This is a genomic window from Microcystis sp. MC19, from assembly GCF_003019735.1.
Lineage (GTDB): Bacteria > Cyanobacteriota > Cyanobacteriia > Cyanobacteriales > Microcystaceae > Microcystis.
In genome coordinates this window covers 2,389,767-2,415,117 of sequence record NZ_CP020664.1, presented here as the reverse complement: position 1 = coordinate 2,415,117, position 25,351 = coordinate 2,389,767, and the positions used below count along the sequence as shown (strand labels likewise).

Annotated in this window: 23 protein-coding genes and 1 pseudogene; 7 read left to right on the top strand and 17 right to left on the bottom strand. The window is 46.8% G+C overall.

The features are described from left to right. Positions 1-392 precede the first annotated feature (392 nt). Complete coding sequence (locus tag B5D77_RS12190) at positions 393-1,352, bottom strand: hypothetical protein (protein WP_106908903.1); 960 nt, start codon at positions 1,350-1,352, stop codon at positions 393-395. A 428-nt stretch (positions 1,353-1,780) separates the two neighbouring features. On the opposite strand from B5D77_RS12190, the gene B5D77_RS12185 reads away from it, so the two are divergent. The 3 genes from B5D77_RS12185 to B5D77_RS12175 all read left to right on the top strand — a co-directional run bounded on the left by B5D77_RS12185 (position 1,781) and on the right by B5D77_RS12175 (position 4,065). Then, a complete protein-coding gene (locus B5D77_RS12185; RefSeq protein WP_004268195.1) occupies positions 1,781-2,488 on the top strand; it encodes an SIMPL domain-containing protein in 708 nt (235 codons plus the stop codon). 269 nt (positions 2,489-2,757) lie between these two features. Then, the gene (locus B5D77_RS12180; RefSeq protein WP_008207219.1) at positions 2,758-3,645 is read left to right on the top strand and encodes an alpha/beta fold hydrolase; all 888 of its coding nucleotides are present in this window, start codon (positions 2,758-2,760) and stop codon (positions 3,643-3,645) included. Positions 3,646-3,687: 42 nt separating this feature from the next. Further along, positions 3,688-4,065, top strand: a complete 378-nt coding sequence (locus B5D77_RS12175) for a hypothetical protein (protein WP_008207217.1) — start codon at positions 3,688-3,690, stop codon at positions 4,063-4,065. A gap of 160 nt (positions 4,066-4,225) precedes the next feature. Here the strand turns inward: B5D77_RS12175 and B5D77_RS12170 are convergent, their stop codons facing one another. The 4 genes from B5D77_RS12170 to B5D77_RS12155 form a co-directional block, all read right to left on the bottom strand. Further along, positions 4,226-5,641 (bottom strand): cation:proton antiporter, encoded by a 1,416-nt coding sequence (locus tag B5D77_RS12170; protein WP_106908902.1) that lies wholly within the window; start codon positions 5,639-5,641, stop codon positions 4,226-4,228. Positions 5,642-5,768: 127 nt separating this feature from the next. Beyond that, complete coding sequence (locus B5D77_RS12165; RefSeq protein WP_008207213.1) at positions 5,769-6,107, bottom strand: P-II family nitrogen regulator; 339 nt, start codon at positions 6,105-6,107, stop codon at positions 5,769-5,771. A 75-nt stretch (positions 6,108-6,182) separates the two neighbouring features. Next, positions 6,183-7,304, bottom strand: a complete 1,122-nt coding sequence (locus B5D77_RS12160) for a sodium-dependent bicarbonate transport family permease (RefSeq protein WP_106908901.1) — start codon at positions 7,302-7,304, stop codon at positions 6,183-6,185. 122 nt (positions 7,305-7,426) lie between these two features. Then, positions 7,427-9,127, bottom strand: coding sequence for a SulP family inorganic anion transporter (locus B5D77_RS12155; RefSeq protein WP_106909996.1), 1,701 nt, complete (start codon positions 9,125-9,127; stop codon positions 7,427-7,429). A 302-nt stretch (positions 9,128-9,429) separates the two neighbouring features. Between B5D77_RS12155 and B5D77_RS12150 the strand changes: the two genes are divergently transcribed. Further along, positions 9,430-10,350, top strand: coding sequence for a LysR family transcriptional regulator (locus B5D77_RS12150; RefSeq protein ID WP_106908900.1), 921 nt, complete (start codon positions 9,430-9,432; stop codon positions 10,348-10,350). 48 nt (positions 10,351-10,398) lie between these two features. Here B5D77_RS12150 and ftsH4 read toward each other — a convergent pair whose 3' ends face one another. From ftsH4 to B5D77_RS12135, 3 genes are all read right to left on the bottom strand, one after another. Continuing rightward, complete coding sequence (ftsH4, locus tag B5D77_RS12145) at positions 10,399-12,276, bottom strand: ATP-dependent zinc metalloprotease FtsH4 (RefSeq protein ID WP_106908899.1); 1,878 nt, start codon at positions 12,274-12,276, stop codon at positions 10,399-10,401. Positions 12,277-12,353: 77 nt separating this feature from the next. Then, positions 12,354-13,535, bottom strand: a complete 1,182-nt coding sequence (locus tag B5D77_RS12140; protein WP_106909995.1) for a tetratricopeptide repeat protein — start codon at positions 13,533-13,535, stop codon at positions 12,354-12,356. 135 nt (positions 13,536-13,670) lie between these two features. Next, a complete protein-coding gene (locus B5D77_RS12135) occupies positions 13,671-14,879 on the bottom strand; it encodes an RNA-guided endonuclease TnpB family protein (RefSeq protein ID WP_106908898.1) in 1,209 nt (402 codons plus the stop codon). Positions 14,880-14,957: 78 nt separating this feature from the next. Between B5D77_RS12135 and B5D77_RS12130 the strand changes: the two are divergent. After that, positions 14,958-15,164 (top strand): annotated as a pseudogene (locus B5D77_RS12130) (transposase); the annotation flags it as partial. A 168-nt stretch (positions 15,165-15,332) separates the two neighbouring features. On the opposite strand, the gene B5D77_RS12125 reads toward B5D77_RS12130, so the two are convergent. Then, on the bottom strand, positions 15,333-16,808 hold the full coding sequence (locus B5D77_RS12125) for a leucyl aminopeptidase (RefSeq protein ID WP_106908897.1): 1,476 nt from the start codon (positions 16,806-16,808) through the stop codon (positions 15,333-15,335). 235 nt (positions 16,809-17,043) lie between these two features. Between B5D77_RS12125 and B5D77_RS12120 the strand changes: the two genes are divergently transcribed. Further along, positions 17,044-17,283 (top strand): hypothetical protein, encoded by a 240-nt coding sequence (locus tag B5D77_RS12120; RefSeq protein WP_002757689.1) that lies wholly within the window; start codon positions 17,044-17,046, stop codon positions 17,281-17,283. A 60-nt stretch (positions 17,284-17,343) separates the two neighbouring features. On the opposite strand, the gene B5D77_RS12115 is transcribed toward B5D77_RS12120, so the two are convergent. The 8 genes from B5D77_RS12115 to B5D77_RS12080 form a co-directional block, all read right to left on the bottom strand. Next, positions 17,344-18,753 (bottom strand): NAD(P)(+) transhydrogenase (Re/Si-specific) subunit beta, encoded by a 1,410-nt coding sequence (locus B5D77_RS12115; protein WP_008207177.1) that lies wholly within the window; start codon positions 18,751-18,753, stop codon positions 17,344-17,346. Then, positions 18,750-19,046: an NAD(P) transhydrogenase subunit alpha gene (locus B5D77_RS12110; RefSeq protein WP_002733247.1), complete on the bottom strand. Its 297-nt coding sequence runs from the start codon at positions 19,044-19,046 to the stop codon at positions 18,750-18,752. The genes B5D77_RS12115 and B5D77_RS12110 overlap by 4 nt, the downstream gene beginning before the upstream one ends. 161 nt (positions 19,047-19,207) lie before the next feature. Continuing rightward, positions 19,208-20,356, bottom strand: coding sequence for a Re/Si-specific NAD(P)(+) transhydrogenase subunit alpha (locus B5D77_RS12105; protein WP_106908896.1), 1,149 nt, complete (start codon positions 20,354-20,356; stop codon positions 19,208-19,210). A 355-nt stretch (positions 20,357-20,711) separates the two neighbouring features. Beyond that, positions 20,712-20,966: a hypothetical protein gene (locus B5D77_RS12100; protein WP_008207172.1), complete on the bottom strand. Its 255-nt coding sequence runs from the start codon at positions 20,964-20,966 to the stop codon at positions 20,712-20,714. 42 nt (positions 20,967-21,008) lie between these two features. After that, positions 21,009-21,431: a PspA/IM30 family protein gene (locus B5D77_RS12095; RefSeq protein WP_254053077.1), complete on the bottom strand. Its 423-nt coding sequence runs from the start codon at positions 21,429-21,431 to the stop codon at positions 21,009-21,011. A 477-nt stretch (positions 21,432-21,908) separates the two neighbouring features. Then, positions 21,909-22,685: a PspA/IM30 family protein gene (locus B5D77_RS12090; RefSeq protein ID WP_002801277.1), complete on the bottom strand. Its 777-nt coding sequence runs from the start codon at positions 22,683-22,685 to the stop codon at positions 21,909-21,911. A 220-nt stretch (positions 22,686-22,905) separates the two neighbouring features. Then, positions 22,906-23,562, bottom strand: a complete 657-nt coding sequence (locus B5D77_RS12085) for a PspA/IM30 family protein (RefSeq protein ID WP_008207167.1) — start codon at positions 23,560-23,562, stop codon at positions 22,906-22,908. A 22-nt stretch (positions 23,563-23,584) separates the two neighbouring features. Beyond that, positions 23,585-24,475: a hypothetical protein gene (locus tag B5D77_RS12080; protein WP_106908895.1), complete on the bottom strand. Its 891-nt coding sequence runs from the start codon at positions 24,473-24,475 to the stop codon at positions 23,585-23,587. 217 nt (positions 24,476-24,692) lie between these two features. Here B5D77_RS12080 and B5D77_RS12075 point away from each other — a divergent pair, with 217 nt between their 5' ends. Continuing rightward, positions 24,693-25,241 (top strand): DUF721 domain-containing protein, encoded by a 549-nt coding sequence (locus B5D77_RS12075; protein ID WP_008207162.1) that lies wholly within the window; start codon positions 24,693-24,695, stop codon positions 25,239-25,241. Positions 25,242-25,351 lie beyond the last annotated feature (110 nt).

Below are 25,351 nucleotides of genomic sequence, written 5' to 3'. Positions count from 1 at the left end.
TGAGTTAACAACTGAATGCCCTTCAATCTTAACTTAGCTCTAGTCAACGGCATTAATGACTACTAGAGATAGAATGCGATCGCTCTTAACCTTGCCAAAGAAGCCTGACGGAGAGGAATGTAAAATATTTATAAAAATGTAGCTTATAATACAGTTATAAAAAGCAAAATATGTATTGTCATTTTGTTGTCCGTCTTTTCGGAAAAAGAAACCACAAAAGTCTCCTAAAACCATCAATAAAATCCCACAATTCCCCTTCATTAATTGGAGGTGTTTTTATCAGTTGTCATACTAAATCCGTTGAGTAACGCACAGAAAACGGGTTTCTCCGAGAAACCCGTTTTCTATTAATGCTTGGGAATAGTTTTTCCTAGCTTAGGGGTATTAAAAGTTTAATTTTCCCTGAATCTTTCTAACAGTTCTGAGCGAGATAAATTAGCCAGAGAAAGAAGTAACCCGGTGCGTTCCGAGATGGGAAGTTGGGCAATCTGTTCCACCAGACCAGATAATTCTGCATCCAGGCTGCCAAAGCGTCCTTCCAGAAGACTGGTTATCAGGGAATACCGTTCTTCTAAACTGCCTCGTTGTATCCCTTCTTGTATCCCTTCTTGTATCCCTTCTTGTTTCCACTCTTCTCGTTGTTGTAAATAAGCTGGTGATAGGTTCATAATCTCCTCCTGTTCTTCGGCACTTAAATTATCTCTTAATTCCAAACTCTTGCGCCAGTTGGCCAGAATTTCCAGTAAATTCTCTTGGAAGGGATTACCTTCAGGCAATTGCACTAATTCTTCTACTGCTCGTTTCTGTGTACCTCCTTTCCCTAGCACCCTCAACCATAAAGTCTCCTCATTGATTGGTAATTGATGGATGGCGACGATTCCTGTTTTGAACAGGCTAGGGGAAAAATAAACTCCTTTTCCCCACTCCTCTTTCATCCCCTCTTCTGGTAGGAATGAAGGGGGGATTCCCACGACTTCTTCAATCATTCTCGCCGAAAAAGTAGGCGTTAAAATCCAGAGAACTGGTAGTTCAGCTTCTGTTAGAGTTTTGCTTGTCCTTTTCGCCTTCCTTAAGACTTCGCCATGAACCGCATATAACTTTGAGATGCAACTGCGAATCTCTACCTCGGAGGGTGGGTTACGGAAGGGTTCAAATAAGCAGCAAGTCGCCGCCATTTTAGCGAGTATGCCCAAGGGTAATTCAGTCCTTGATGCTGAACTGGCTGGTTCAAACCAGACATCGATTTCTTGGACTTCACTCTTGACTTTCTTGCTCTTTTTAATCGTCCCTAGAGTCCCTAAGAGTTCTTCTAAATATTCCTTGGCAAATTGGTCGTGAATTTGGCGCGTCATTGCAGGGGATAATTAAGCCGAGAAAGTGCATTAACAATCTTGTTAGATCATAGCAAGTTTTGAGAATTTATCTTTTTAATCAACAGCACCAGTGTGCGAACCAATCGGATCTCTTATTCTTTGTGTAACAAGTTTAGCTTATATATAGCGTTTCTGATTCACAAGAGGTACATTCCCGATCCTGAACAGCTTAATCAGCAAAGGTTTGAGTGTGCCGCACAGATGCGAGAACCGCTATAATAGCGATCGGTCTTTGTGTTCTTTGTGTCTCTGTGGTTCTTCACACTCATTGCTTAAAGGCCCCTTCTCAAGTTCCCAGAGCTTAGTCACTAATATTCCGAAAGTGACAGAAAAGGGATAATCTTCCACTCAATTGCCCAAAATAAAGGCTAGAATCGAAATATAGTATCGATCGCTACGGATTTTTCATGAATTACAGAAAATTTTGCTTGGCTTTTTTGCTGTCCCTTATCCTCATCAACACTGGATTAGTTATGCCTAGTTACGCAAACGAAAGAGAATTGAGGACAATTACCGTAACGGGGGAAGGAATAGAAAATATCGCCACTTCTCAAGCAATAGTGCGCTTAGGGGTAGAAATTCAAGGCAAAGAAGCGGGTAAGGTGCAGCGGGAAACCGCCAATCGTAGCGATGCGGTGGTTAAATTTCTCCGTTCCCGTCAAGTGGAAAAATTGGAAACCACCGGCATCAGTTTACAGCCCAATTACGACTTCAGCAACAATCAAAGACGTTTAATCGGTTATATCGGGGCTAATTTGATTAGTTTTCAGGTTGATATAGCCCAAGCGGGTATTTTAATCGATGAAGCGGTCAAAGTCGGGGCAACACGCATCGATGGGGTCAGTTTTACTGCTGGAGAATCAGCGATCGCAGCTGCCCAAAGAACCGCTCTCATCAAAGCCACGGAACAAGCTAGAGAACAGGCTACAATCGTGTTACAAGCCCTCGGTTTAGTGCCGAAAGAAACGGTTTCTATCCAAGTGGGTAATACCAGTAATCCCGTGCCAATAGCCCGCTCAGAAGCGGTTTTTCGGAGTGCCGATGCTGCCAGTAGCCCGGTTATCGGAGGGGAACAAACCCTGCGGGCTGCTGTCACCCTCGAAATTAGCTATTAGGATCTGTAGCTAGAGACAATAGACCTCTTGTAAAAATCAAAAATTGTTGTTAGGGTTAGGAGTCAGTAGCCGGTCGTCAGGAGTCAGGAGAATTAGGAATGAACAATAATCAATTAAATGGTCTATTTAAGGATTTTATGCAATTTAATCCTTATCCTTACCGTTTTTGAACCCTCAAAAATTAATTATGCAAGAGGTTTAATTAACCACACATATCTAAACACCTCTTGCCTCTTGCCCCTTGCCTCATCAAACTGTCCCCCTCATCCGTGAATTATCCTAACTTTTTACCCACTGTTAGGGAGGGATTGAGTGAAGATACCTCCCTTGCTCTCCTCGAAAATATCCAACAAATTGCCATCGATAGCCCCATCTATCCCCGCTCGATTCTAACTACCTATAGTCAACAAGGGCAAGGTCAACCGCCTTTTGTCCTCCTGCACGGTTTTGATAGTTCCCTGCTGGAATTTCGGCGTTTACTACCTTTACTCGCCCGAAATAGGGAAACTTGGGCGATAGATCTACTCGGCTTCGGTTTTACTGAGCGATACCCAGATTTACAAGTATCTCCGAAAACTATTAAAAGCCATCTTTACCATTTCTGGAGAACTGCGATCGCAGAACCGATAATTTTAGTCGGTGCTTCCATGGGGGGTGCAGTGGCCCTGGATTTCGCCCTCTCCTACCCGGAAATAGTGGCAAAATTAGTCCTGATTGACAGCGCAGGACTAGCTAATCCCCCGGTCTTGGGTAAATTGATGTTTTCTCCCCTCGATAAGTGGGCAACTAATTTTTTAGCCAATCCCCGCGTGCGTCAAAATATCAGTCGTACCGCCTATTTTGATGCAACTTTGGCCACTGTTGATGCTTGCACCTGTGCTAATCTGCACCTGAATTGTCCCCACTGGAGTGAGGCTTTAATCTCCTTTACCAAAAGTGGCGGTTATGGGGCATTTTTACCGAAATTAAGCCAAATAAACCGAGAAACGCTGATTATTTGGGGAGAAAACGATCAAATTTTAGGCACAAAAGACGCGAAGATATTTCAGCAGGCCTTACCCAATAATCAACTGGTCTGGATTCCTCGCTGTGGTCATGTTCCCCATCTCGAAAAACCGGAACTTACCGCGGCCGCGATAGTTAAATTTGCGAACTAAAAACTTATAATAGGATTATTTGACCCTATAGTGCCAACTTTTATGAAATTTTTGCCGATCGCTCTCGCTACATTCAGCCTTCTGAGTTTATCTGTCAATATTCCCCCTACCGTAGCCACACAACAGCTTTTTTGTCGAGGCCGCATGAATAACGGTTGGTCCTATTCGGCAGAATTTATCAATGGACGTTTTGAACGCATTCGCTGGACGCGTTCCGGTCAACCCCCCCAAGTTTCTAGCCTTAGTTTTAAAAATACTAACAACAAAGGACAACCGATTTATCGGGGCAGTTTATTCGCCGCAGTCAGTGTGACTCTGATAGACTTATCGAAAGGAGATGTCCGTCCCGGTTCGCAAATTTCCGTGGGAGTGGAAGAATGGGGTTGGTCGCGGGGAAACTGCGCTCTTTCTAACCGATAAATCCCAGAACTATCCTCATTTCAGGGAGCGGTTAGGGGACAGTCAAGATTAAATCGGGATGTCAAAATTGGCATCGGCCCTGTCTCGTGCCGGTGATCAACGACAAAAAAGGCTGAAGTATTTTCAGCCTCGTCTAAAAAATCAGATTTTACCCGCAAAATTAAGGAATAGGATTAGCCGGTTCCTTGCTTTCTAGGGTTTCGGGAACAGCTTCCGTCTTACCAAAAGCGATTCTGAGGAAGGGAGGGGCCAGGAAAGTGGTCAGGATCACCATAATAATAATCGACACCTCCAAAGGCTTATCCAAAATTCCGCTGGCCGAGCCAATCCCAGCAAAAACTAGACCCACCTCACCCCGGGGAATCATACCCACACCGATGGCGAGACGATTGATTCCGGATATACCAAAAACTGCCCAGCCCGTCACCAGTTTACCGATAATCGCCACAACCATCAAAAAGACAGCAATCAAAAGTCCGGCCCGATTCTCCGGTACCGTTGGGTTTAAAACACCGAGGTCGGCACGCGCTCCCACCGTCACAAAGAAAATCGGCACAAGCAAATCGGCGATCGGTTTGATTAACTCATCCAACTCGTTGCGGGTATCAGTTTCATCAAGCACCAAACCCGCAGCAAAAGCACCTAAAATCGCTTCAAGATGAATAGCATTGCCCAAAAATGCCATAAAGAAAGCGAAGACAAATGCTGGAATAACAATATTTCCCCTTGTTTTCAGCCGCTCCACGATCGCCACAAAACTTTTGTTAAAAACACCTCCTAACAAAATTGATCCGATCAAAAAGGCCGTAGCGCTGACGATCAAATAAATAACATTGACCACATCGATCTCACCGGTTTTGGCTAAACTAGCGACCACAGCCAGAACAATAATACCAAGGACATCATCGATCACCGCCGCACCGACAATAATTTGCCCTTCTTTGGATTTGAGTTGACCTAACTCTGACAACACCTTCGAGGTAATACCGATACTGGTTGCCGTTAAGGCAGCCCCCGCAAAAATCGCCGGGATGGCGGCCACATGAAAGACAAGCATTAACCCGGCCGTACCTGCCGCAAAAGGTGCTGCAACCCCCACACAGGCCACAACCGTGGCCTGAATTCCCACTTCCTTGAGTTGTCGCAGATCCGATTCCAGGCCAATTTCAAACAGCAGAATAATCACACCGATTTCAGCTAGAACCGAAATCACTTCACTTTGGGACTCAAAGATCCGGTCTACGGCAGCCGGGGCCAATTGATTCAAACCTTGCAGTACCGTCATAATCAGCGAGTCGGAGGCCGATAGTCCCCCTTCGGGAAAGATGAGCAGATGCAAGGCCGAAACGCCGACGATCACACCGGCGACCAGTTCTCCCAGTACGGGCGGAAAATCCAATCGTCGGGCGGCCTCTGCGCCGAGCTTGCTGGCCAGATAAATCACCACCAGCGTCAGCAATACCCCGGAGAGAATAATCGGTGAATCCTCGGCCACAACGGTGGCGAGCAAGGGGAGCGGAGCCATGGGAGCCGCTATCTCCCCGATCGAAGGAGGCAGAATAGGGGACAAAATCATCAGTTTAAAGGGATGAGGGTTAAAGGTTTTAGGTGGTCATAAAACTGGGGGATAGGAAAAAGGGCTACCGCTCCAGGACAGTCAGGCTGCAGATGGGGTTGCCCAGATCAAGACAAGCATTAGTTGTCTAGATTCCACAGCCCTCTGGTCCACAGAAACTCTGTCCGTACAGAACCTCCGCGTCACAGATATAGATCATGCCCGCAAAATTGAGGAAAAACTGATCGGCAACCTGCTTGGCAATATTTTGGGCCATAATTCGATCGGGGGTGAGTACCTCGAACTTAACATTACTGTCGGTTTCGGAAACGTGGGGTTGTCCCGAAGAGCGCACGTTGCGGCTGCCCTTACCGCCAGTATCCATCACCGTGTAACCGGTCGCCCCGCATTCTTCGATGATCTTGGCGACTTTTTTCAGCAAAATCTTTTCTGTGACGATGACGAGCTTTTTGGCTGGTTTGGCCATGTTGATTATCTCCTTAAATGTGTACACTTATTTGCTTGGTAGGCCCCGTCAAGGGAGCGCCCACCGACCACAATCCTAGCCGCCGCTGAGGGCCTGGGCAAGACCAAGGAAGAACGGGATACATAAGCCGATCGCTACGGGCGTACCGATGGCCGTGGACGCGCCTATATAGGCGGAGGGATTAGCCGAGGGGATACCGGCCCGCAACGTGGGCGGCCCAGAGATGTCGGAACTAGAGGAAGCGATGACGGCCAGAACCACGACACCGCCCCAACTGAACCCAGTGGCGTAGTGGGCAATCATACCGAGACCGAAGGCGATTAGCCCATGTACAAACGGTGCTAGGACGCTATAGACAACATACCACTGGGCCACCTTACGCAGTTCACCCACCCTTGACCAAGCCTCCATTCCCATGACCAGCATCAAGATCGAAAGCAAGCCGCGAAAGAGGGGATCGTAGAAGCTTTTATAGACAGTTTCCGGCTGGGTGAATATGCCCAGGGCCAGACCTAATAACATGGCCGATAGGGCCGGTCCGCGAAGGCTTTCTTCAATGATCGGCCAGATCTTGACCCGATTATCCGCCGGCTGCTGCAGGCTGAGATACTCCTGCCGACTGCTGGGATAATCCTGCTGATCGGAATAATCCCCGGCCGCCACCGGCTGCTTGCTAAAAGACTCATGGTCGTAGGCCGCTTGTTTATTTTTCTTCTTGTTAAGATAAATGTTAGCCACCACGATCGCCGTTACCAGCGCCGGGATATCCATAAAAGGATAGAGTGCGCCAGCCCAGGCCTCGTAGGGGATCTTTTGTTCTTCGAGTACCGTCAGACCGGCTGCCATAGTCGAGCCACTCACGGCTCCAAATAACCCCCCAGTTGCGATCGCATCGACCACTTTCACCTTGGGCAGATTGGCTAAGGTATAGCGCGCGACGAAGACCACAATAATCCCTACTATGACGGCAAAGATCATTGGTAATACCATTTCCGTCAGGTTGGAATTGCGGATGGCAATCCCGCCAGTCAGACCGATTTTGGTCAGCAGCATGAAGACGATGATCGTACAAATCGACTCTGGAATGACCAATTCACTCCCGAGAGCAGCAATGATCATCCCACCAATCAAAAAGGCCAGTGTTGGGGACTGCAACTGCTGGATAAAGTCCATGACAAACAATGACAAAAAATCCACGAATACCTCCTTAAGCCTCCCCTGATGAGGAGTATTAATACAAATGAACTTTCAAGAGTTAAAGAAAATAAGGGTCAGGTGCTTCACCCCAACAGCAGGCGTACTTCCCAATGCGGTTAAATTTATGTCGGGTAAACCCCTTGATTAACCTCAAAATCCTCCGGTTCTTGGTGAGGATGGGTCTTGACAAAAGTTACCGCTTGTTGTAGGGCGATGGTTCTGTCCATTAGCACATGATCGGGGGGGATTTGGGCTAAAATGCCGAGACGTTCCAAACGATGCTGGATTTTGCTGGTGGCACCAACGATAAAAACTTGTAAACCTTTATCGATCGCATCTTTAATCGCATTTTCGATCGCTAAAGAAGCTGTCACCCCTAACAAAGGCACATCACTCAAGTCCAAGATTAAAACATCCGCTTCCTTCATGGCTGTGTGTTCCCTGGCGATCGCTTTCGAGACTCCAAAGATCATCGGACCACTGAGATAAAATAGGATGATGCGACCGTTAGCTTGGTTGAGTAACCGTTTTTCTTCTGGACTTAGGAGAATCTCGTCATCGTTATCGGTGATCGTTTTCACTTCCTGCGCTTGCAGTTCACTGAGGCGATCAATGGTGAGAATATTAGCAATAAAGACCCCCACACCCACAGCAACGATCAGATCGACGAATACTGTTAATAACAGTACACCGTACATGATTAGCGTCCCTTTTAGAGAAATCTTGTGGGAGCGTTTCAGGAAACTCCAGTCGAGAATATCGATCCCCACTTTTAGGGCAATCCCCGCTAATACCGCCATGGGGATACTCTTAGTTAAACCGGCGGCCCAGAGAACGACGACTAATAAAATTAAAGCGCGAGTGATGCCAGAAAGGGCAGTGGTCGCACCGGTTTGAATATTGACGACAGTTCCCATCGTGGCCCCGGCACCGGGTAAACCGCCACAGATTCCTGATACTAAGTTACCAATACCTTGACCGATCAATTCTTTATTCGATTTGTGTTCGGTACGGGTCAAACTATCGGCAATTACCGCCGTTAATAGGGTATCAATACAACCCAACATCCCTAAAACTGCCCCATCCACCAACATCGTGATCATTTGGGCAGCACTAAAGGTGGGCATTTGCAGGGTGGGTAAACCCACGGGAATATCCCCAATCCGGCGAATTTCAGCACCTTGGAAGAAAAACAGCGAAATCAGAGTTCCTATCACCAAAGCTAATAACTGAGGGGGGACAAAACGCTTGAATTTCGAGGGCATCAGGAAGATGATCGCCAAGGTGATCGCCCCCAGAATGGCTTCAGGGGGATTGATATTAGAGAGTAGTTCCGGGATTTTCTGCACTGTGCCTAAAACCCCTCCTTTGGGGGCGGCTTGCCCTAAAAAGGGCGGAATTTGCAGAATAATCAGGATTACCCCGATCCCAGACATAAAGCCAGAAATAACGCTATAGGGCATCAGGGTAATGTATTTACCCATTTTGAAGATACCGAACAGAATCTGGAAAATGCCCGCTAACATGACTACCGTAAAGGCCATGGGTAGGCCTAATTCGGGATTTCTGGCGGTTAAACTGGCCACGATCGCCGTCATTACTACCGTCATCGGCCCCGTCGGTTCCGAAATTAACGTGGGGGTGCCACCAAAAAGGGCAGCAAAAAAACCCACACAGACAGCACCGTACAAACCAGCGATCGCTCCAGCCCCAGAAGCTACCCCGAAAGCGAGAGCTAGAGGGAGAGAAACGATGGCAGCTGTGAGACCACCAAAGATATCGCCCCGCAAATTGTCAAAATGAATACGATTGGTTATTTCCATGAGAATCCAACTGAGCAAAGGATTTTTTGCCACAACAAAGCTGGCGGTTGAGAGACCAGCCTTGATAGACAAAAGTTTATGGTTTTTAAAGATCGATTGTTATAAATCTATACTAGAACGGATATCTTGACAAGCAAATTTTATAAATTGAGTTTAAATCGATATATCTTTACAAAAGTATTGATTTAAACCTATGATATAAGCGGGGTGGGGAGGTTTTTACTCGTTCCCCTCCATTCCTGCTTCTGTTTAGCAAAGCTCCTCAAGGCAGTAACAGAAGTGTAGCTCTCTAGAGGCCTCTCTTGATTCACGCCACTTTACATCAACTGATTGTCTTTGAAGCGACCGCTCGTCATGGCAGTTTTACCAGGGCTGCCGAAGAACTATCGATCACCCAACCCACCGTTTCTACCCAGATGAAACAACTGACTAAAGCAGTGGGTCTGCCTCTGTTTGAACAGATAGGCAAACGTTTGTATTTAACCGAGGCCGGACGCAGTTTATTAGTAACCTGTCAGGCAGTCCTCAAGGATATTGATAACTTTGAGATGGCGATCGCTGATATCAAGGGCATTAAACAGGGTAAACTGCGTTTAGCGGCGGTATCCACAGCCCAATATTTAATCCCTCAGATCCTCGGTCCTTTTTGTCAACAGTACCAAGGGGTGGATGTGTCCCTAGAATTGACCAATCACCAAGATCTAGAAGCAAGGATCACCAATAATGTTGACGACCTATATATTTTAAGCGAACCCCCCCAAGATCTAAACCTGGAGATTCAACCGTTTCTGGAAAATCCCCTTGTGGTCATTGCACGCAAAGATCACCCCCTAGCGGGACAGAAAAAAATTCCAATTAAACGACTGCAAGGGGAACCTTTTATTATGCGGGAAATGGGATCGGGAATTAGACGGGCAGTACAGCAAATTTTTCTCGACCATGGCATCACCGTATCTCTGCGTTTGGAAATCGGCAATAATGAAGCCATTAAACAAGCGATCGCTGGTGGTTTAGGAATTTCAGTTCTTTCTCAGCACGTCTTAAATTTAGATCATCCTAATGGGGAATTTACCATCCTTGACGTGGAAGATTTTCCCATCCAACGCCATTGGTATGTGGTTTATCCCAAGGATAAAAAACTATCGGTGATCGCCAAGACTTTTCTGGATTATCTCCTCAATATTCAGCCCCAATCCCTCTTAAAGGTCAAAATTTCTAGATGAGAAACCCCATCTTTGTTGAAGATGGGGTAAGGTAAAAATCAAATCAATCTAAACAGTAACAGGTTCTCGATCGAGGGGTTTAACGCGATCGAGCAGGACCTGTAATTGTTCCCCTTCAATCACCTCTTTACTGAGGATTTCTTGGGCAATTTCTTCGAGTAAATCGCGATTTTGAGCGAGGATATCCAGGGCCTGCTGATGACCATTTTCGACAATCTCTTTCACTTCATTATCGATCGCTTTGGCCGTGTCATCGCTCACCAAACGCCGGGGATTCATCATACCATCTCCCAGAAAACTATTCTGTTGACCTTTTTCGTAGGCCAGGGGGCCTAGGGTCTTACTCATACCATAGGTAGTCACCATGCGTTCGGCCAAATCCGTCGCCCGCTGTAGGTCATTAGCTGCCCCAGTAGTAATACTACCAAAGATAATTTCCTCGGCGGCCCGACCACCTAAAAGAGTAGCAATTTGGTCGCGTAATTCCGTATCATCCATAAGGAAACGGTCTTCCGTGGGCATTTGCAGGGTATAACCGAGGGCTGCCATGCCGCGAGGCACGATCGAAATCTTAGCAACTTTACCACCCCCCGGCATAACTGCACCAACGAGAGCGTGACCAACTTCGTGATAAGCGACGATTTTCTTCTCTTTTTCCGAGAGAACCCGGCTTTTTTTCTCTAAACCAGCCACTACCCGCTCGATTGCCTCATTAAAGTCCTCTTGGGCGACGGTGCTGCGTTGATTGCGAGCTGCCAATAAAGCGGCCTCATTGACTAGATTAGCTAAGTCAGCACCGGCAAAACCGGGGGTACGAGTAGCAATCTGTTTTAAATCCACATCCGAGCCTAATTTTACCTTACCTGCGTAGATTTCAAGGATTTTTAAGCGACCAGCCAGATCGGGGCGATCAACTAACACTTGGCGATCAAAACGGCCGGGGCGTAAAAGGGCGGGATCAAGAGTTTCCGGGCGATTAGTGGCGGCCAGCACGATCACCGTCGCATCGCCGGCGTTAAAACCGTCCATTTCCGTCAATAATTGGTTTAACGTCTGTTCCCGCTCATCGTTACCCCCCATAAAATTACCGTTAGCGCGAGATTTACCGATCGCGTCTAATTCATCGATAAAAATAATACAGGGGGCTTTTTTCTTGGCCTGTTCAAACAGATCTCGCACTCGGGCTGCCCCTGCACCAACAAAGAGTTCCACGAATTCCGAACCTGAGATACTAAAGAAAGGAACCCCCGCTTCTCCTGCGACTGCTTTTGCCAGCAGGGTTTTTCCTGTCCCCGGCGGACCGACGAGGAGGACACCCTTGGGAATCCGCGCCCCGATTTGAATGTAACGTTGGGGATATTTGAGAAATTCGACGATTTCGGCCAATTCGGTTTTCGCTTCTTCCACACCAGCCACATCTTGAAAAGTGGTTTTGGTGGTGTCTCCTTCCACATAGACTTTAGCGCGACTTTTGGTAATCGATAAAGCCCCGGCCGGACCACCGCCACCGCTGCGGGCGAGGAAAAATTGCCAAATACCGACAAAAATCAGGGGAGGAATCACCCAACTAAGGACACTACCAATCCAGCCATTTTTTGGCGGTGGTGCGGCGGCGAATTCTACGCCCTTAGCTTCCAGACGTTTGGGCAATTCTAGGTCAAAAATCGGTGTAGTGCTGAAAATTCGTCCGTAGTTGCCCTCTTGGTCGTTTTTAAGCTGATATCGAATCTCATTCTGTCCCACGGATACCCTAGCGACGTTGCCATCTTCCACTTGGTCGATAAAAAGACTATAGGGAACTTTGGGGACGCTAGGGCCAAATAATTGCGGAAAAAGGAGGTTAACAATCAGAAATAAGCCGCCCACGGCTAATAAAACATTACCGATCAGGCGAGATTGTGAAGGAGGTTTGCTTTTTATACTCATTGCTGGGCCTGATTAATTAAAATTAGTCTCTATACTTCCCCCATTGTAGGCTGTTGACTGCTCAAGTTCAGATTGAATCAGGCAGGGGGATTACCGTCGTCTTCGGGCGGTTTTTGCCCTAGTAAAGCCTCTAGACGAGTTTGGGCAAGCTCAAAATCTGGCGCAATCCCTAAAGCTTTTTGATAACAGGCGATCGCTGCTTGGGTTTCGCCTAAATTTTCTAGGGTACTGCCGCGATTGTACCAAGCTTGATAAAAATTATCGTCCGCTTCTAGCACCTGTTGCCAACATTCTAAAGCCTCTTGCCAACGTTGCAGTCCGTATAGGGCGCTGCCCCTAGCGTTAATGACTTGGTGATCGTTGGGGGTGATTTCTAGGGCGCGATCATAACTATTTAACGCTTCTTCATAGTTACCGATCATGGCTAAGGCACCACCACGATTATGCCAGGCCGAGGCTAATTGGGGATCGATCTTCAGGGCCTGTTCCCAATCGGCGATCGCATTTGACCAATTGCCTAAATTTGCCTGTTCTAAGCCCTGATTAAACCAATCCGCGGCAGTTTCAGGGGTTTTACCCTCCTGGGGGGAAAATTGAGCGATCAGACTATCAATAATGCTTTCTGCGTCCTTATTTTCGATGCCCAATTGTTCGGCCATTTGGCCTGCTAGGGTAGGATCGTTTTGCAGACGGTTAAATAATTCATCGAGGGTGAGGGTTTCTAATTGGGGATTTTCCGAGTCATTACCGTTAAAATCGCTAGTTTCACCGGAATATAAGAGATTTTCTGGGGTAGCAACAGTATAACTGCCCGGTGCCTCATCTTCGCCGGCGTATTCCCAGATTAAAGTGGCAGTTTCTTTGGTGTAGAGTTGATAACCGATCTCGTAGGAAGCTTCACCAATGCGTTCAATCCCGGGGAAAGCGCGGGCTAATTCTCCTAAACGAATCATTCTGGTGGCGAGAAGTTGGTTAAGGGAAGCGGAGGATTGCAGACGGGTTCCAAAACGCTCTAACCATTCTACCCAATCTTTTTGCCGACCTCGATCGCCCAATTTCTCAAAAAATCTCAGAATTCTGCCTTCGTGCCAACCGTGGGCCACGCCATCGAGTAACTGCATATAGAGAAACTCGTAGTCTGTATCGGTTAGGGGAACAGATTCGATCGCTTCTACTCTCCCCTTTCCTCCTTGTCCCCCCAAAAGTCGGGTTAAAAAGTTTTCGATCGCGCGCCAAAGTTTTCTTAAAAGTCCCTGCATTCTAATCTCGACACTGGTTTTATTAATCTTGCAAGCATCACCCAATTAGTCTAGCAGTTATCAGTTATCGGGGATTGACTCTCCCCCGCTAACCGCGGAGCGCGGTGTAGCGGGGGATTCTCGGTTCTTAGGCTTTTAACTAGATCGACCGAGTTTAACCCAGTCGATCCCCGTCAAATCGCCTCCGCGAGCGTTTTCTAACACGGTCAGTCCGACCGCGTTTTTTCCTCGGTTCTCGATTACCTTTGCTGATGCCGTATCTCTCGGTTCAATGTTACCGCAAGAATCACACCGGTGAACTCTTTCCGATAACGCTTTTTTGCCAGTAATTGCGCCACAATTCGGACACTCCTGGGAAGTTCCGTTTTTATCGACTTTAAGATAATATTTTCCCCGTTTCCAAGCGACAAACGGTAGTATCTCGTTAATAAAACTACCGATACCTGAATCCAGAGATTGTTTTCTAACGATCCCTCTAGACCAGGAAACGAAGTTAATATCTTCAACAAAGATATTATCAGCGAGATCGCAAAGGTAATGAGCTAACTTAAAATGCCAATCTCTACGAGTATTAGACACTTTTTCGTGTAATCTCGCTATCTTATCTTGGAGTTTCAACCAATTGTTCGAGCCTTTGACTTGATGTTTCAAGCGTCTTTGTAGCAATTTAAGCTTACTCTGTACTTTCAACAAAAATCGAGGGGCTTTGATTAAATCTCCTCGTGAAGTAGCAACAAAACTCTCAATTCCCGCGTCAATTCCTAAACAGGTCTTCCCCACTGTCATATCGGGAACTAATTCCGTAGATTGGAAGGAAACCGAAACGTAAAATCCCGACGCTTTGCGGATAATTCGAGCTTGTTTAGGCTCGAACCCAGACGGGTACTTTCTAGATTTCCTAATCCGAATTTTTCCCAATTGTGGAAAATTTAAGTATTCGTCACCTAGAAAGCTTTTTGAGAGCGCAGGAAAAACAAAACTTCGCATCTTTTTCTTAAATCTAGGAAAGCCGAAGCCTTTCGATTTCATCTGGTTAAACGCCTTATCTAAAGTTTTTAAGACTTGCTGTAAAACTTGAGCGTTAACCGTCTTTAATATCGGATAAACTTTTTTAGCTTCCGTTAGATTTTTGGCTTGAACAAAGTAATTAGGATAGGGTTCATCCGCAGGAATTATGTACTCGGAAACTAGCGAACAGTGATCCGCAAGACACTTTCGAGAGTTTAACCAATCTTTCCGTTCTGAAAGAGCGTAATTATAAACGCTTTTGCAAACATCAAGAATGTGGATTATCTCCTGTTGTCTGTTTACCTTTAGTTTGTACTGGTAGGTAAGCGTTATCACTGTCGTTAGTTTCGTGATGTGATGTATAGTTAAATTATAACACTTACCGCCCAATATTTCAACTGATTACAATCATGGACCAAACTAATCGCTAACCTTAAAACAGTTAGTAGTCGCTTAATTAGACAAGAATTTCCAGATTTGGCGGCAAAGTATTTCGACAACAAACCCTATTTTTGGGCGGGAGCTTATTTCGTGGCTAGTTGTGGCGACGTTACTGTCGAACAACTAAAAAAATACGTCGAGAACCAAAACTCCCGGAAAGTGGAAACGCTACCGCGTTAGTTTCATTCTGGTCGCGAGAGGACTCCCGTTAACCGCTACGCAGTTTAACGGGAGTCCTCTCGCGACCTTGAGATAGGGGTCAGGGGTGGGGCAGATTTTTCAGGGATTAGTAAACAGTAATCAGTGAAAATACTCCTCACTTAATACCGCTTACCGATCACCGATAACTTAATTATTGGCCATGACCCAATTAACTAGAGTGCGGACGGGAAAACCGGTGGCCCCGGAATTATTAACGCCATTTTCCTTATCGCACCAGACCGGACCTGCGATGTCTAGGTGCAGCCAGGGAGTATTATTAATGAATTGCTTCAAAAATAAAGCGGCTGTAATGGAACCGCCGGGGCGCGGGCCGGTGTTTTTCATATCGGCAATTTGAGACTTCATCCCCTCGAAATATTTTTCTTCTAGAGGCATTGGCCAGAATTTTTCGCCGGCTAATTTGGCGGCCTGTTGGAGTTGATCCGCGAGACTCTCATCGCTACTCCATAAACCGGCGATATCGTCCCCCAAGGCAACGACACAGGCCCCGGTTAAAGTGGCTAGATCCACGATCGCATCCACAGCTAATTTTTCCGCAAAAACCAAGCCATCGGCCAGGGTTAATCGTCCCTCGGCATCGGTGTTATTGACTTCAATAGTTTTGCCGTTAGAAGCGGTTAAAATGTCCCCGGGGTGCATAGCGCGACCACTAATCATATTTTCCGTAGCCGGACAGATAAAGTGTACTTCCACTTCTGGCCGTAATTGAGCGATCGCCTTGGCTGCGCCTAGGGTAGCGGCACCACCCCCCATATCCATTTTCATGGTTTCGATGCCACTGCCGGCCCCTTTAATATTCAAACCGCCGGAATCAAAGGTTAGACTTTTGCCAACGATTGCTAGTTTACGTTTCGGTGTTCCTTCGGGTTTATAGATTAAATGAAGGAATTTCGGGGGAATATCTGATGCTTTTGCCACTCCTAAGAATGCTCCCATACCCAAGCTTTCGCATTCTTCCTGTTCCAGAATTTTGAGACTTAATCCGTATTCGCTGGCAATTTGCTCGGCGGTTTCTGCCATGGTCAGGGGGGTAACGGTGTTAGCGGGAGCATTGACTAATTCTCTGGCCAGAATCACCCCGGAACAGATTTGCTCGGCTTTGGCGATCGCAGATGTTTGCTCTCCTAAACCCAATAACTCGACGGTTTCTAATTTGGCTCCTTTTTCCTCCTTAGTGGACTTGAAGCGGGTATCCTGATGGGTGGCCAACAGCAGCCCTTCCGTGATTGCTCCGGCGGTGGCGGACTGATCACCAACTACCGGTAAACTGATGGCCAGAGCTTGGCTTTTTTGTTGTTTGGCCAGACGAGCGATGGCAGCGGCCGCTAGACGCAGGGTTTGCAGGTCGAAATCGGCAGTTTTTCCCAATCCCACCAGGATTAATTTGCGAATCGGACCACCACCACCTAGACGAGTGGCCGCACTACTGCCTAATTTTCCCTCGAATTCCGTCTCGGAGATGAGTTCCTCTAGGGTTCCCCCCAGTTTATTGTTTAATTCTGCCAATTCTCCTGCAATCTCTACGGCTCCTTCTGGTAAACCTAGGGCTAAAGTATCTCCTGTCCAAGTAAGGAGCGAGGTGTCAGTCGATCGAATATCCATTCTTTATCTCGATAATTCTTTGCAAAATGCTTCTATTAATCACTATACTGTAAGCTCTATCAGTTATCATCGATCGTCTGTTGAGGTTTAGTGGCTCCCTGTCAAGAATCAAGGTCTAGCTCTTGCTAAAATCATTGTCCCTGATTGCTGATCCTGACTGGGGATAACTGCCATGGCTTCTACTACTTAGAAAAAAATTATCAAGTTTGTATTGATCACTCAAGGAGAAATTTTTATGGAAATATCTCGCCCTAATCAAGCAGAATTAACCGCAGAAGAACAACAGGAACTAGAAAAGTTACGGGCTATTATCGAACAGGCTAGTGTTGATGGCGTGATCACTCAAGGAGAAAGGGAAAGAATCGCCCTAGCTATGAGGTCTGATGGTAAAGTGACCCTGGAAGAATTAGAGTTAGTCAGAACTTTAATTACCGAAAAAGTGAGCAAAGGGGAATTAGTTCTGGATTATCTTTAAACTCTGGAAAATCGGATAAAAAAAAAGACGGGGTGAAAACCCCGTCCTATTTGTCAAGAATTATGACAAATCCTTGACTTGTGATACTAATTGTGCTACCACATCTTGAGCGCTACCAAAGAGCATAAAGGTTTTGGGATTGTAGAATAATTCGTTTTCTACCCCGGCAAAACCCGATCGCATACTGCGCTTAATCACGATCGTGTGCTGTGCCTTATCCACGTCGAGAATTGGCATTCCATAAATGGGACTAGCTTTATCGTGACGGGCAGCGGGATTAACCACATCATTCGCCCCAATAATTAAGGCCACATCGACGCGCTCAAACTCAGGATTAATATCATCCATGTCGTAGAGTTGCGGATAGGGAACATTAGCTTCGGCCAATAATACATTCATGTGGCCGGGCATTCTTCCCGCCACGGGGTGAATAGCATATTTAACCTCAACGCCATTTTTTTCCAACTGTTCAGCCAATTCTCGCACCGCGTGTTGTGCTTGGGCCACCGCCATGCCGTAACCGGGTACAATCACCACAGAACGCGCATAACCGAGCATCATTGCCCCTTCTTCTGAATCGATCGCATGAACCGATTTATCAAGGCTAGAAGTGGCGCTCGCTTCGCCTCCGGCACTAGCACCTGTACCAAATGCTCCAAATAGTACACTAGCCAGCGATCGATTCATGGCTTTACACATGATCTGAGTCAGGATAATCCCCGACGCACCCACCAAAGCACCGGCGATGATCAGCATACTATTCATCAGGATAAAACCGACCACGCTGGCGGCAAGTCCCGAAAAAGAGTTTAAGAGGGAGATAACCACCGGCATATCGCCGCCGCCGATGGGAAGCACGAATAAAGCCCCGAAAATTAGGGAAAGTGCCACCAAGGTCAGGAAAACATCGATCGAGGTGGGATCAAAAAAGAGATAGACACTACCCCCTAAAAAGGTGAGTAGCAAGAGAATGTTAAAGGGTTGTTGGAAAGGAAAAGTTACGGGCGCGCCACTGATTAATTCCTGTAATTTGGCAAAAGCGAGGACACTGCCGGTAAAAGTGACACCGCCGATCAATATACCCAAAATAGCGATCAGTATCGAGTCAAAGGCAATATTTTCACCACTTTGCAGTAAACGCCAGTATTCGCCCATGGCAATTAAAGCACTGGCAGCACCGCCTAAACCGTTAAAAATCGCCACCATTTGGGGCATAGCCGTCATCGGGACTTTTTGCGCCGAAACTAGGCCGATAATTGAGCCAATCACCAACGCCACGGCGATTAAACCATAGCTGAGGATTTCTTGATTGATTAAGGTGGCAATAACGGCGATTAGCATCCCGATGGCAGCCAGAAAATTGCCTTGACGGGCGGTAGCGGGGGAAGATAATTGTTTAAGACCGATGATAAATAAAATGGCGGCGAGTAGATAGGATAACTCGATCCCTGTGATCAGGGCATTATTCATGATTTAGCCTCTTTTTTCTTGAACATTTGCAGCATTCGATCGGTAACGACAAAACCACCGACCACGTTAACCATCGCCAAAATAACGGCAATTAACCCTAAAATTACGGTTAATTCGTGCCAATCCGTGCCTCCGGCGATGAGGAGCGCACCGACAACGGCGATACCTGAAATTGCATTCGCTCCCGACATCAGGGGTGTATGGAGAGTGGGAGGAACTTTATTGATCACCTCGAAACCGACAAAGGAAGCGAGGACAAATACCACTAAAGCGGTTAAAAGTTGGGCAGTCATTGGTTAATTAAAAAGGGGATAGGGGTTGGGGATTGGGAAGTGGGGGATTGGGGAAGTGGGAATTATGAATTATGAAGTGGGAAGTGGGGAGAACAAAGCTGCCTTCTGACTCCTAACTCCTAACTCCTGACTCCTGACTCCTGCCTCCTGAATCCTGATAGCTAAAAAGCGGATAACTGTTCACTGAGGGCGGATTTAATGCGTTGGTTGCGGATTTCGCCAGCGTGGGTGACACAGGCACTATCAATGATGTCATCGGCAAAATCGAGGTTTAAACTGCCCTCTTTGCTGACTAGAAGCTGTAGCAGCATTTGCAGGTTTTTGGCGTACATCTGGCTGGCATTGGTGGCCACTGTGGCAGGAAGATTAACGGCTCCGACGATTTTTACCCCATTTTCGATGATTTCTCGTCCCGGTTGGGTGTAGGCGCAATTTCCGCCCTGTTCCGCCGCTAAATCAACGATTACCGACCCCGCTTTCATGGTGGCGATCATTTCTTTGGTGACTAGCAGCGGGGCCTGTTTCCCCGGTACTTGGGCGGTGGTGATCACCACATCAGCCCGCTTAATTGGTTCCGTTAGGGCTTGACAAATGCGCTCCTGTGTGCTAAGAGAAACCTCTTTGGCATAACCGTTATCGGCGACGGTATCTTCTTCTAGGGGCATTTCAATAAATTTCGCCCCGACACTCTGTACTTCTTCTTTGACTTGCGGACGAATATCAAAAGCCTCCACCACTGCCCCCAAACGGCGGGCGGTAGCGCAAGCTTGCAATCCGGCAACTCCTGCCCCCAATACCAGCACTTTGGCGGGGGCGATCGTACCGGCGGCGGTAGTCATCATCGGGAACATTTTCGGCAGCTGCACGGCGGCGAGGAGTACCGCTTTGTAACCGGCGAGGTTAGCCTGAGAGGAGAGGGCATCCATACTCTGGGCGCGACTACTGCGGGGAATTAATTCCATGCTCAAAGCTGTAATCCCGCGCTCGGCTAATTTGGCAATGCGCCGGGGTTGACGCAGGGGATCGAGAAAGCCGATGAGGATACCGCCACCTTTCAGGCGATCGATCTCGCTATCGCTAGGAGGGACGACTTTGAGAATAATATCGGCAGTTTCATAGATATATTCGCTGTTTTCGCTCAGGGCGGCTCCCACGGCACTATAGGCACTATCGGCAAAGTTAGCGCTAATTCCCGCCCCATTTTGGACCATTACCTCAAATCCCGCCTTGACTAAACGGGCGACGGTATCCGGCACTAGCGCCACCCGCGCCTCGCCTTGGTCACTTTCTTTGATTACGCCGATTTTCATGGCTGGGTTTCTCCTTAATAAGTCCTTCTCTTGTCTTATGCTGTTGGGGTAAGGGTTTCGTTAAATGCGATCGATCCCTTGGGATAATTTCGAGTCAAAATTGCTTTTCACTTCCATCCTAGCTATCCTCACCTTTCTGGCTCTTTTTCGGGCTGAATCTTAGGATTATCTTCAGAATTAAAGGGTTTTGATCGCCATTGCTTGGGATTTTTTTTATAATGATGAGGTACAAAGTTTTCGTTCTGGGAAACGCCAAAACGGTTAACATTAGCTAGTCTTCGGTCTTAGATACCAGATTAGGCTATACTTCATATTGATGAGAAGGGCTGCAATACGTCTCGACAATCTCAAAGTTTTACAGTTCTTTTAACTTCGATCGCAATTCCTCTATTTCTGCATCTACTGCTGAATCCTTGAGGGTGGGTGGATGGGCAGTTTTACCCAGTAACATTTGTGCTTTTAGCAGTGCTAATTCATCATCCACATCGCTACTCGCTTCTAGTCCAACGAATACCCGTTCGGCTCTCCCAGGTTTGGTGGGTAAAATGTATTCTAAGATACAGTCTTGGGGCAGTGAGTGGAACGAACCACAGAGACACAAAGGACACAAAGATCGATCGATCCTATGTAAGTTAAACTTATCACACAGAATCTAGAAGAACCCCCGTTCCATGTCGCTAGGACTCAATTCACCAATCGCTTGACTACTGGCTTCTGACTGCATAAATTTTGCTTCCATGCGCTCAAAAGCTGAACGGTAAATAGTATCTATACTGCCGATACTTTTTTCGTTAATCTTTCTTTCTAAAATCGGCAATTTTTCTTTCAGTTTATCAACTTGGATATTCAGTTTTTCCAGTTGATTTTTAATAATATTTGCGGTATTAATGTGATGTTTTTTCTTTATATTAGCTTCTTGTGCCAGAGACTCATCACCTTTATCTAGGGCGAGTTTAACTCTTTCTTGCCATTTTAAAACCTCAGCTTGTGCCTGGTTGTACTGTTGTTCGGCTCTTTTTTGTAAGGCAATTACTTCGATAATTGAGGAACGTAAATTAGATAAATCATCCCGCATAATAGTGATGGTTAATTATGAGTAGCAATTAAGAAGATGTTAAGTATTTAAATTGCTTGTTGAGATGAGCCAAGAGGCAACACCCCCCCTTGCCCCTAGGGTTAATTCATAGTAGGGTTAATTCATGTTAGGGTTGATTCATGTTAGGGTTAATTCATGTTAGGGTTAATTCATAGTAGGGTTAATTCATAGTAGGGTTGATTCATATAGCGGCAAGCGCTTGAGTGAGATACAGACTAAGCTTTGCCTAGCATGGTTTATAGCTTGTGACACTGTACCTCATACGACTGAACACCGCTATAGTAGGGTTGATTCATAGTAGGGTTGATTCATGAATCAACCCTACCCCGACGTCGGAGGAGAGAACTAATCTAAGGATAGGCGGTTAAAATGCGTTTTAGCTTATTCCCTATCTCAACAACAAAATTAATAAATAGAGACGTACCATAGATAGTACGTCTCGACGCTCTCAAAGTTTTACAGTTCTTTCAACTTCGATCGCAATTCCTCTAATTCTGCATCCACTACCGAATCCCTGACGGTGGTTGCTTGGGGTAAAGTGGGTTGACTAGAAGTTGTGCTGGGGGGTAATACTCCCCCGGACATTTGTGCTTTTAGCAGTGCTAATTCATCCTCCACATCGCTACCTGATTCTAGGGCAGCGAATTGACGTTCCATGTCGCTACCAGTGATTTCACCGATCGCTTGACTACTGGCTTCTAACTGCATAACTTTTTCTTCCATGCGCTCAAAAGCATCCACGGAACTACTGGTATTGATACTGCCAAGGGTTTTCTGGATTTGTTCGTTAGCTTTTGCGGCTCTGGAGCGAGCTACTAACATATTTTTCTTGGTTTTTGCCTCAGAAATCTTACTTTCGAGCGCGATCAAGTTTTTTCTCAGACTATCTACCTGTACCGTTTGCTGATCCAGTTGATTTTTGAGAATGGCGGCGGTTTCCGTGCAATCTTTCTTGCGTTTAAGAGCTTCCCGAGCGAGAGTTTCATCCCCTTTAGAAAGGGCTAATTTGGCTCTTTGTTCCCATTTATTGGCTTCTGACTGGTCTTTGCTGTATTTTTGTTCCGTTTGTCGTTGTTCTGCGATCGCTCTAGCAACCGCTTGACGTACCTGTACTAGATCCTCTTGCATATCACTGACAGCTTGCTCCAGCATTTTTTCTGGATCTTCAGCCTTGCTCACCATATCATTGAGGTTAGCTCGGACAACTCGGCTAAGGCGATCAAATAAACCCATGACGCTCTTGTTCCTCTCAGTGTGTACTAAATCAGTTAACTGTTCTTAAAATTTCCCATCTTGCCTAACGGCTTATTATCCAATATAAACCACGAGAGCTAGGATAGGGGATAGGAGTTAGGAGTCAACAGTCAAGAGTAAGGAGACAGGAGACAGCTTTTTTCTCCCCACACCCTACACCCCACTTCATAATTCATAATTCATAATTTATAATTCCCTATCACCCATCCAAGTTTTCTTGTTTTAACTTGAGTAATTCCGCTTCAATTTGTTTTTGTCCCTCTAAATCTTGGAATTGTCGCTCTAAGGGGTCTTTATACTGGATTAAATCGGCTTGGGATTCGGCTTCTAGGACTTTTGCTTCTAATTTCTCAAAAATAGTCCCCATCTGACCGCTGTTCAAACTGCCCATAATTTCTTGAGCTTTTTGACTGGCGCTCGCTGATCGCAATCTGGCCACATAAAGGCTTTTCTGTGCTTTCATCTCAGCATATTTGCGTTCAATTGTCAAGAGTTCTTTCTTTAATTTTTGTATAATAGCCGTTTGTTGTTGCAGGGAGGTTTGTAGGGGGGCGATCTGACTCTGATAGGTTTGCCATTGGCTGAGAGCTTGGCGGGCGAGTTCTTCGTTACCGTGATCTAGGGCTAATTGGGCGCGTTCGTGCCAAGTTTGAGCGGCTTTTTCCTGTTGTTGTCTTTGGCGCTCGGTACGTTTCTGGGTAGCGACGGCTGCCGCCAGGGCTTGTCGCATTTGCATCAATTCCCCTTCCATGGCCAAGATGGCCTTTTCCAGCAGTTTTTCTGGATCTTGGTTTTCCTGAATCAGACTATTGACTTGGGCGCGAATTGCTTGGCCCATGCGATCTAACAAACCCATTGCCGTCCTCCCGATACCAACCCTAGTAGTTTACCGAAGTGCCGCTCCTATCAATAATGATAGAACTAGGGACGGGGGACTGGGAGGGATTGACTGTTTCTGAAGGTGGCGGACTGCTGGGAGAAGGGGCCACTTGTAATTCTGGCGGTAACTGTTTCATCAACTCGGCCGCATCCTGTCGGTTTTGATCGGCCAAGCGACGGGCTTTTTCCCGTTGAAAAAAGGGTAAATTAGCGGGTGATTCTTCTCTTTGACGCAATTCCTCTAACATTCGTTCGTTAATGACCGCCGGAGAGGGGGCGGGGGTGACTTTGGGCGGTGGTGGTGGTGGTGCGGAAACTAGGGAAGATACGGGCGGGGTAGCGGGGGAAGAGGGGGCGACGGGTAAAGATTGCTTGATCTTACTGACGGGTAATTGATGGGCGGGCATGAGGGACGGTGGCGGATTCGGGGGTAAGAGGGCGTTAGTCAGATTGATAGCGGTGGGGGGAGGCTGAACCACCGGTGGGGCGGGAATGTTAGCGATCGGACTGGTTTTAAGGGGAGGAGCGGGAATATTAGCGATCGGACTGGTTTGAGGGGTTTTCTGTACTGGACGAGCGATCGCTATCAATCGATCGAGGTGGCGGGAGTTATTTTGGTGCTGCTCCCGGGGGGAATTCTCAGCTTTCCTCGGGGTGGGGGTGGTGCTGGTTAACCATTGATTGAGAGAGAGGAGACTATTAGCCATTAAAAAGATCACCATTGCCCGGATACCCCAAGGGGTAAAAAAGATATCTTTAGCTTGGGGATAGACATTGATGACAGAAGCTTCTAGGTATTCTGGTTTCTGAGCGGGATCGATGGCTGAACTGGGTTGATGGACGATCGAGAGAGGCAAATCTTGGCGGGATGGGGGTCGATCGGATTTCATGACGGTATTATAGGGTTATGCTGAAAAGTTAAGTAGGTAGGCGTTAAAAATTATCAGAAACCCCCCTTATCAAGGGGGGACTAAGGGGGGATCGGCACCCCCCTTATCAAGGGGGGCAGGGGGGATCGAATCTAAAATCCATTTTTAATTTAATTATAACCAGCTACTTAGGGGTTTTTTCGTCCTAGTCTAACGTGGTACTCTCTAGATTTTCCAGATGTCTTTACATTCTCTTGACAAAATTTTGGCGGCTATTACTCAACAGGCGGGTTGGGAAGAATATTGCCACTACGAGCAAGTGCTGCAATTATGGCCAAAAATTATTAATCCCCGTCTGCTGGAGCAAACCCGGCCTTTTTCCCTGAGTCGCGGGGTTTTATCGGTGGCTACCAGTAGCGCCGCTTTAGCACAGGAATTGTCCTTACAACGCTATAGCTTATTAAAACGGCTTAATAGTCAGTTAGAGACTTCCCTGAGCGATATGCGCTTTTCTGCTGCCCGTTGGCAGCAGGATAGTAAGTTAATTCCCCCAGAAGCGATCGCACCTAATTCCCTCAGAGATCATCCTAGTTATGTCACCCCGGAAAAACCGCCAGAAAATCCCCGGCAACTGGACGGTTTAGAGAGTTGGAGCCAGAAAATAGTTCACAGAACCCGATCCTGGCCGATTTGTCCTCGTTGTCAGTCTCCCACTCCCTCCGGAGAGCTTGAGCGTTGGCAATGTTGTGCTTTTTGTTTTGCCCAGTCCGCTGGGGTAAAAGATTAATTTTTTTTATAGTCTTGTGGAAAGAGTGCTTTTGAGTCGGGAATCAATTGGCCGATCTTTTCTGTCTTAATTGAACCTGTATTCATCAATTCTATTCGGCTAAGGCTTGA